Source organism: Nocardioides albidus (genome assembly GCF_006335005.1).
GTDB lineage: Bacteria > Actinomycetota > Actinomycetes > Propionibacteriales > Nocardioidaceae > Nocardioides > Nocardioides albidus.
In genome coordinates this window covers 182004-189699 of record NZ_VDMP01000020.1, presented here as the reverse complement: position 1 = coordinate 189699, position 7696 = coordinate 182004, and the positions used below count along the sequence as shown (strand labels likewise).

General features: G+C 71.1%; 8 protein-coding genes and 2 tRNA genes. 2 read left to right on the top strand and 8 right to left on the bottom strand.

Annotation, left to right across the window (positions count from 1 at the left end; translation table 11 throughout):
• The 3 genes from FHP29_RS07605 to leuC all read right to left on the bottom strand — a co-directional run.
• Positions 1-488 (bottom strand): HU family DNA-binding protein (locus FHP29_RS07605; RefSeq protein WP_240044378.1); only part of this gene is annotated, 488 nt, incomplete at its 3' end.
• Positions 489-763: 275 nt separating this feature from the next.
• On the bottom strand, positions 764-1357 hold the full coding sequence (leuD, locus tag FHP29_RS07600) for a 3-isopropylmalate dehydratase small subunit (protein ID WP_139622249.1): 594 nt from the start codon (positions 1355-1357) through the stop codon (positions 764-766).
• A 3-nt stretch (positions 1358-1360) separates the two neighbouring features.
• Positions 1361-2773, bottom strand: coding sequence for a 3-isopropylmalate dehydratase large subunit (gene leuC, locus FHP29_RS07595; protein WP_139622248.1), 1413 nt, complete (start codon positions 2771-2773; stop codon positions 1361-1363).
• Positions 2774-2873: 100 nt separating this feature from the next.
• On the opposite strand from leuC, the gene FHP29_RS07590 reads away from it, so the two are divergent.
• Complete coding sequence (locus tag FHP29_RS07590; protein WP_139622247.1) at positions 2874-3596, top strand: IclR family transcriptional regulator; 723 nt, start codon at positions 2874-2876, stop codon at positions 3594-3596.
• Between the two features lie 116 nt (positions 3597-3712).
• Here the strand turns inward: FHP29_RS07590 and FHP29_RS07585 are convergent, their stop codons facing one another.
• Positions 3713-4192: a methylated-DNA--[protein]-cysteine S-methyltransferase gene (locus tag FHP29_RS07585; RefSeq protein ID WP_139622246.1), complete on the bottom strand. Its 480-nt coding sequence runs from the start codon at positions 4190-4192 to the stop codon at positions 3713-3715.
• Positions 4193-4194: 2 nt separating this feature from the next.
• The gene (locus tag FHP29_RS07580; RefSeq protein ID WP_139622245.1) at positions 4195-5691 is read right to left on the bottom strand and encodes an AlkA N-terminal domain-containing protein; all 1497 of its coding nucleotides are present in this window, start codon (positions 5689-5691) and stop codon (positions 4195-4197) included.
• A gap of 92 nt (positions 5692-5783) precedes the next feature.
• Here FHP29_RS07580 and FHP29_RS07575 point away from each other — a divergent pair, with 92 nt between their 5' ends.
• On the top strand, positions 5784-6218 hold the full coding sequence (locus FHP29_RS07575; protein ID WP_139622244.1) for a hypothetical protein: 435 nt from the start codon (positions 5784-5786) through the stop codon (positions 6216-6218).
• Positions 6219-6305: 87 nt separating this feature from the next.
• Here FHP29_RS07575 and FHP29_RS07570 read toward each other — a convergent pair.
• From FHP29_RS07570 to FHP29_RS07560, 3 genes are all read right to left on the bottom strand, one after another.
• A tRNA-Glu gene (locus FHP29_RS07570) sits at positions 6306-6378 on the bottom strand.
• A gap of 103 nt (positions 6379-6481) precedes the next feature.
• Positions 6482-6553, bottom strand: a tRNA-Gln gene (locus FHP29_RS07565).
• A 43-nt stretch (positions 6554-6596) separates the two neighbouring features.
• Positions 6597-7616, bottom strand: a complete 1020-nt coding sequence (locus FHP29_RS07560) for a CPBP family intramembrane glutamic endopeptidase (protein ID WP_240044377.1) — start codon at positions 7614-7616, stop codon at positions 6597-6599.
• Between the last annotated feature and the right edge of the window lie 80 nt (positions 7617-7696).

Sequence of the window (7696 nt, the reverse complement as noted above, 5' to 3'; positions counted from 1 at the left end):
GCCTTCTTCGCAGCGGGCGCCTTCTTCGCGGCCGGCGCCTTCTTGGCCGGAGCAGCCTTCTTCGCCGTGGCAGCGGCCTTCTTGGCCGGGGCGCTCGCCTTCTTGGCGGCCGCGGACGCGGCCTTCTTCGCCGGGGCGGCAGCAGCGGCGGCAGCCTTCTTCGCCGGAGCGGCGGCCTTCTTGGCCGGCTTCGGCAGCGGCGCGAGCTTCTTCGCGCCGGACACGACGTTCTTCAGGTCGGCGCCGGCGCTGAACTTGGGGACCGCCTTCTTCTTGGTCTTCACACGCTCGCCGGTCTGCGGGTTGCGGACCCAGCGGGCGTTGCGGACCGCCTTCTCGAAGGAGCCGAAGCCCGTGATGGCGACCTTCTCGCCCTTCGCGACCTGGCGGGTGATGGTGTCGAGGACCGCGTCGAGAGCATGGGCAGCGTCCTTGCGGCTGCCCTCGAACCGGTCAGCCAGCGCGTCGATCAACTGAGACTTGTTCACTACCTGTCCTTCCGAAACGCCGCGCTGGGCGTCCCTTGAGCTGTTGCGGCCGAACCCTCGCCCAGCCGTCCTTTCATGGGAACGCTAGGCACTAGTGGGCACAGTCACAATCACCACGCCGAAGTTGGTGCCTCTTTTTTCGCGATTTCGGCGGTATTTCGGCCGATTCGGCTTGCTTTCGCCGTTCTCGGCCCGATGCGCATCACCTCGACGAATCGCGCAAACACGATGGGCCGATTCGCGAAGCTCGCGAATCGGCCCATCGTAGAGCGGTTTCAGGCGTGTTGGGTGACCGGCTTCCAGGTCGGTCGACTGCTCTCGTACGCCGCGATGTCGGCCTCGTGACCGAGCGTGATGCCGATGTCGTCGAGCCCCTCGAGCAGACGCCAGCGCGTGTAGTCGTCGATCTCGAAGGTGGCCTCGATGTCGCCGGCCCGCACGGTGCGCGCCTCGAGGTCGACGGTGATCTCGGCGCCCGGGTTGCTCTCCAGGTAGGCCCAGATCTGCTCGACCACGGACTCCTCCAACTGGCCGGCGACGAGGCCGGCCTTGCCGGAGTTGCCCCGGAAGATGTCGGCGAAGCGCGCGGACAGGACCACCTTGAAGCCGTAGTTCTGCAGGGCCCAGACGGCATGCTCGCGCGAGGAGCCGGTGCCGAAGTCAGGTCCGGCGACGAGCACCGAACCCGCACTGTAGGCAGGGTTGTTGAGCACGAAGCCCGGGTCGTTGCGCCATGCGGCGAACAGGCCGTCCTCGAATCCGGTGCGCGTGACCCGCTTGAGGTAGACCGCCGGGATGATCTGGTCGGTGTCGACGTTGCTGCGGCGCAGCGGGACGCCGACGCCGGTGTGGGTGGTGAACTTCTCCATGGCTCAGACTCCTGCAGGCACGAGGTCGGCGGGCGAGGACAGGGTGCCGCGGACGGCGGTGGCGGCGGCGACGGGCACGGACACCAGGTGGGTGCGTCCGCCCTTGCCCTGGCGGCCCTCGAAGTTGCGGTTCGAGGTCGAGGCACTGCGCTCGCCGGGGGTGAGCTGGTCGGGGTTCATGCCCAGGCACATCGAGCATCCCGCGCCGCGCCACTCGGCGCCGGCGGCGATGAAGACCTTGTCCAGGCCCTCGGCCTCGGCCTGCATCCGGACTCGCACCGAGCCCGGGACGACGAGGAGTCGCGTGCCCTCGGCGACGTGATGGCGCTCGAGGATCTGCGCGGCGAGCCGCAGGTCCTCGATGCGGCCGTTGGTGCACGAGCCGACGAACACGGTGTCGACCTTGATCTCGCGCATCGGCGTACCGGCCTCGAGGCCCATGTACTCCAGCGCCTTCTCGGTTGCGATCCGGTCCGTCGGGTCGGCGTAGTCGTCGGGGCTGGGGACGGTCGCGCCGAGCGGGACGCCCTGGCCGGGGTTCGTGCCCCAGGTGACGAACGGCGTCATCTCCGCCGCGTCGAGCACGATCTCCTTGTCGAAGGACGCGTCATCGTCGGTCACGAGGGTCTTCCAGTGCGCGACCGCCGCGTCCCAGTCGGCGCCCTGCGGGGCCTCGGGCTTGTCCTTGATGTAGGCGAAGGTCGTCTCGTCCGGGGCGATCATGCCGGCCTTCGCGCCCCACTCGATGGACATGTTGCAGACGGTCATCCGGCCCTCCATCGAGAGCTCCTCGATGGCCTGGCCGCGGTACTCGACGATGTAGCCCTGTCCGCCGCCGGTGCCGGTGTGCGCGATCAGCGTGAGCACGAGGTCCTTGGCGGTGACGCCCTCGGGCAGGCTGCCGTTGACGGTGACGGCCATCGTCTTCGGCTTGGCCTGCGGCAGCGTCTGCGTGGCGAGGACGTGCTCGACCTCCGAGGTACCGATGCCGAACGCGATCGCGCCGAACGCGCCGTGGGTGCTGGTGTGCGAGTCGCCGCACACGATCGTCATGCCGGGCTGGGTCAGTCCGAGCTGCGGGCCCACGACGTGCACGATGCCCTGCTCGATGTCGCCGAGCGGGTGGAGGCGCACGCCGAACTCGGCGGCGTTCTTGCGCAGGGTGTCGACCTGGGTCTTGCTCACCGGGTCGGCGATCGGCTTGTCCCAGTCGAGCGTCGGGACGTTGTGGTCCTCGGTCGCCAGGGTCAGGTCGGGTCGGCGCACCGGCCGCCCGGCCAGGCGCAGGCCGTCGAAGGCCTGCGGGCTGGTGACCTCGTGGATGAGGTGGAGGTCGATGTAGAGGAGGTCCGGCTCCCCCGGGGTCGATCGGACGACGTGCTCGTCCCACACCTTCTCCGCCAGGGTCTTGCCCATGACTCGCTCCTCCTCGTTCGGGTCGTCGACGGCACTCCTGCCGTGAACTGATCGAAGCCTACATCTTGCATCCCAGGATCCGAGACGGCAGTATTGCCATATGGACAACTCGAGCGGCGTCGGCGTACTCGACAAGGCGGCCCTGGTGCTGACCGCACTGGAGTCGGGACCCGCCACCCTTGCGGGCCTCGTCGCCGGCACCGGACTTGCCCGACCGACGGCCCACCGCCTGGCGGTGGCGCTCGAGCACCACCGCCTCGTCGCACGCGACATGCAGGGCCGGTTCGTGCTCGGGCCCCGTCTCGCCGAGCTCTCCGCCGCCGCCGGCGAGGACCGCCTCCTGGCCACGGCCGGGCCGGTGCTCGCCCGTCTCCGCGACATCACCGGCGAGTCGGCGCAGCTGTGGCGACGCCAGGGCGACCACCGCGTGTGCGTCGCGGCCGCCGAGCGCCCCTCCGGCCTGCGCGACACCATCCCGATCGGCTCCCAGCTGACGATGCGCGCCGGCTCCGCCGCGCAGGTGCTGCTCGCATGGGACGACCCCGAGCGGATCCACCGCGGCCTGCAGAACTCCGCGTTCTCCGCCGCCGAGCTCTCCGCGATCCGCCGCCGCGGCTGGGCGCAGTCGGTCGGCGAGCGCGAGCAGGGCGTCGCCTCGGTGTCGGCTCCCGTGCGCTCCCCCGGTGGCAAGGTCATCGCCGCCGTCTCCGTCTCCGGCCCGCTCGAGCGCCTCTCCCGTCAGCCCGGCCGCATGCACGCACCCGCGGTGCTCGCCGCCGCCGAGCGGCTCTCCGAGTCGCTGCGCCGCGCCGCCGCCGAGTAGTCCCAGGAGTCACTCTGGTCACACCTGGACGAAGGAACTCATGCTGGGACGAGGAAACTTCTTCGTCCAGGCATGAGTTTCATCGGCCGGCCGGTGAAACTCCCGCCGACGCAGCCTCAGAACAGCGCAGCCTGCTCCAAGGACAGCAGCAGTTGCTTGCGGTCCAACCCGCCGGCGTACCCGGTCAGCGTGCCGTTGGCGCCGATGACCCGGTGGCACGGGATGACGATGGGGATGGGGTTGGCGCCGTTGGCGGTGCCGACCGCGCGTGAGGCGGCGTTGGTCTTGCCGAGACGTGCCGCGATCTCGCCGTACGACGCCGTCTCGCCGTAGCCGATCGCGACCAGCTGGGCCCACACCGAGCGCTGCCAGGCGCTGCCGACGGGCGCGAGCGGCAGATCGAACTCCGTGCGCTCACGGGCGAAGTACTCGCGCAGCTGACGCGCGGCCTCGACGAGCAAGGGCGCGTCGTCGGCACGCTCGCCGAGCGGGCGGCCGGTGCCGTCGCGGAACGGCGAGAACTCGATCGCGGTGATCGCGCCATCCTGCTCGACGAGGCGCAGTGGCCCCACGGGCGATTCGATGAGGGTCCACATGATCAGTCCATCCTTCCAGTGGTCCCGGACAGGGACGTCCACAGATGCAGGAGGGCGTAGGAGCGCCAGGGCGCCCAGCCCTCCACGTCGACGGCGCGGTGGCGCGCCAGGGCGTTGCGCACGCCGATGTCGGTCGGCAGCCACACGTCGGGGTGGCCGAGTGCGCGCAGTGCGATGTAGTCGGCCGTCCACGGGCCGATGCCGGGCAGGCCGAGGAGGAGCCGACGCACCTCGCCGCGATCCGGACCGCGGTCGAGCACGATCTCCCCGGAGGCGATCGCGGCACACAGTCCCACGAGCGCGCGCCCGCGGGCGCGGGGCATGCGGAACTCCTCGGGCGGCAGCGCGGCGACGGCGGCGGCGTCCGGGAACAGGTGGGTCAGCCCGTCGACACCGGTCCGGACCGGACGGCCGTGGGCCGCGACGAGTCTGGCCGCCGCGGTCCGCGCAGCGACGACGGTGACCTGCTGGCCGAGGACGGCACGGACCGCGACCTCCGCGCCGTCGACATGACCGGGCACGCGCAGGCCGGGCCGCGCCGCGACGAGCGGCCGGAGGGCGGGGTCCCCGGCGAGATGCGCGTCGACGGCCACCGGGTCGGCATCGGCGTCGAGCAGGGCACGCATCCGCGACAGGGCGGCCGTGGTGTCGCGCAGATCGTCGAGCATCAGGCGCAGTGGCAGGTACGACGTCCCGACGCCGTCGAGATCGGCGAGCTCGACACGGGCGACGCCCGAGCCGTGCGGAAGGCGGAGGGTGCGGGCATAGGTGCCACTGCCGTCGGACGCCAGCTCGGCGACCTCGACGCCCGGCACGGCCCGATCGGCCAGGAACCGGAGCAGAGCAGTGCCGCGGAAGGGCGTGCGTACGGCGATCCGCAGGTCGATGGCGCCCGGCGCCCGGTCGCCGGCGAGGGTCCGTCGACCGCGCAACCGGCTCGGCGCGGCGTCGTACACCTCGAGCATGGTGTCGTTGAACTGCCGGACGCTGGAGAAGCCGGCCGCGAACGCGACGTCGGCAAGGCTCAGGGTCGTGCTCTCCACGAGCGCGCGGGCGGTCTGGGCGCGTTGGGTGCGGGCAAGGGCGAGCGGTCCCGCCCCGAGCTCGGTGGTCAGCAGCCGGGACAGGTGGCGCGTGGTGTAGCCGAGCCGCGCGGCGAGACCCTCCACACCCTCACGGTCGACGACGCCGTCGGCGATCAGCCGCATCGCCCGGCCGGCGACCGTTGCCGCTGTGTCCCACTCCGGACTGCCGGGGGTGGCGTCCGGCAGGCAGCGCTTGCAGGCGCGGTAGCCGGCGGCCTGGGCTGCCGCGGCCGTGCGGTGGAACGAGACGTTGCGCGACGCGGGCGTGCGCGCCGGGCAGGACGGGCGGCAGTAGATGCCCGTCGACCGCACGGCGGTGTAGAAGACACCGTCGAAGCGCCGGTCGCGCGACTGGACGGCCGTGTAGCAGCGCTCGAAGTCGAGCTGCTCGGGAGTGGTCACGATGCTGTCCATGTCCTCCATCCTGCCGCGCCCCACCGACACTCTCTCGCGGAAATCGGACATGACGGTGCCGCCCGATGGTCCCGGTCTGCCACGCTGTGCCCATGGCGGACGCACCGATCAATCCTCTCGACCTGCTGATCAAGTCACAGCAGGCGGCTCTCAAACTCACCACCGACGTGCTCCGGAGCCTGCAGGACGCCGCGGTCGCCGGCGCCACGCAGCCCGCCGAGCTCACGACCCAGGTCGCGGACATGGCACGCGCCGTGGCCGGGATGTCGAGCGCCTTCACGGGGATCGCCGGCTCGTCGGTCCAGCCGCTCCAGGACTTCATCGTGCGCCAGCGCGAGATCGCCGACACCGTCCACACGCTCGCCGAGGCGCAGGCGCAGCTCGCCGGGGTGATGGCGAGCCTGGCGGAGCATCACGCCGACGCGGTCAACGCGCTGGAGACGGTCACCGCTCCACTCTTCGCGATCGTGGGCGCCCAGCCCACCGCGCCGAAGACGCGGGCGGCGAGGAAGGCCGAAGGAGGCTGAGGGCGGCAGTCGCCCTCGACGTGACCCGAGACAGAGCTCAGGGAGAAAGCAGTCGGGCCCGGTCCTGATGGACCGGGCCCGAGGCTGTACCCCCGACCGGATTCGAACCGGCGCTACCTACGTGAGAGGCAGGCGTGCTAGGCCGCTACACAACGGGGGCATTCGCTGTCCGGATCGCTCCGTGACAACGGCGTGAACTCTAGCGATTCCGCGCCCGACCGGCCAAATCGTGGCCACCTGACGCTCACCTCGCGGGAGATTCGCTGGGATACTAGGACTCGAACCTAGAACGACTGAACCAGAATCAGCTGTGTTGCCAATTACACCATATCCCATGGTTTCGATCCGCGGCCGAGGCCGGCGAACCGGAGACCTACCTTACCGGTCGTCCTGCGCCGCATCCAAAATGGCCCCGCCGACGGGCCCGTTCCCGGCGGTATCGGTGCGGCTCTGCACCCCCAGCCGGCGAGCCGCGACGACCGCGAGCACCAGGTAGCTGACGGACTGGACGAGGGTGACCGGGATCGACCACCAGGTGCCGCCGCTGGGGTTGAGCGCCTCGGTCATGTCGCTGAACGCGAGGGCCATCCCGAAGGCCAGGAAGTTGTTGAGGACGTGCATCGCGATGCCCGCCTCGAGCCCGCCGGTGAGGATCACCAGCACGCCGGCCACGACACCGAAGGCGAAGCGGTCGAAGAAGATCGGCACGTCCTGGCCCAGGCCGTGGGCGAGCGCGAACAGCAGAGCAGGTACGACGACGGCGACCGCCGCGCCGGCGCGGGGACCGATGCGGGTGCCGATGCCGCCGAACGCCTGGGCGAGGTAGCCGCGGAAGACGTACTCCTCCCCCGCGGCCTGCAGCGGGGTCAGCAGGACGATCACCAGCAGGAAGTCGCGCGCCGTCGACGTCCACGCGTTCGGCTCCCCGGCCATGTCGACCGATCCGGCCCCCTGGTCCGGAAGGACGCTCGAGGCGAGCACGGTGATCGCCAGGGCGACGAGCGCGAGACCCAGGCACACCAGGAACCAGCGCCAGCGCAGGCGTCCGGTGACCGACGTCACCCAGCCCGGGGTCTGAGCGTGCAGGAGTCGGGCGACGAGCCACACCGCGGGGATCGCGACCGCCCAGCTCAGGTTGACCAGCGCCAGGAACGCGGGGGTCGCGATGTCGCCGGAGAGCTTGTCGATCGCCCGGCTCGAGCTGTCGCCTCCGGCCACCAGCACGAGGGTGACCACGATGCTCAGCACCAGCTGCGCGGCGAAGAACATCACCACCAGCAGAGGGATCCCGGCGAACGGACGCCAGCCGCCCGTGGGCCCGCGACGGTGGAGCTCGTCGTACCGCAGGCCCGGTCCGGATCCCGCCGCAGCGGCGGGGAGGGACTCAGCCGAGGGCACGCCGCAACCGCCCGAGGCTGCGGTCGCGGCCGAGGAGCTCCATGGACTCGAACAGCGGCGGCGAGATCCGGCGGCCGGTG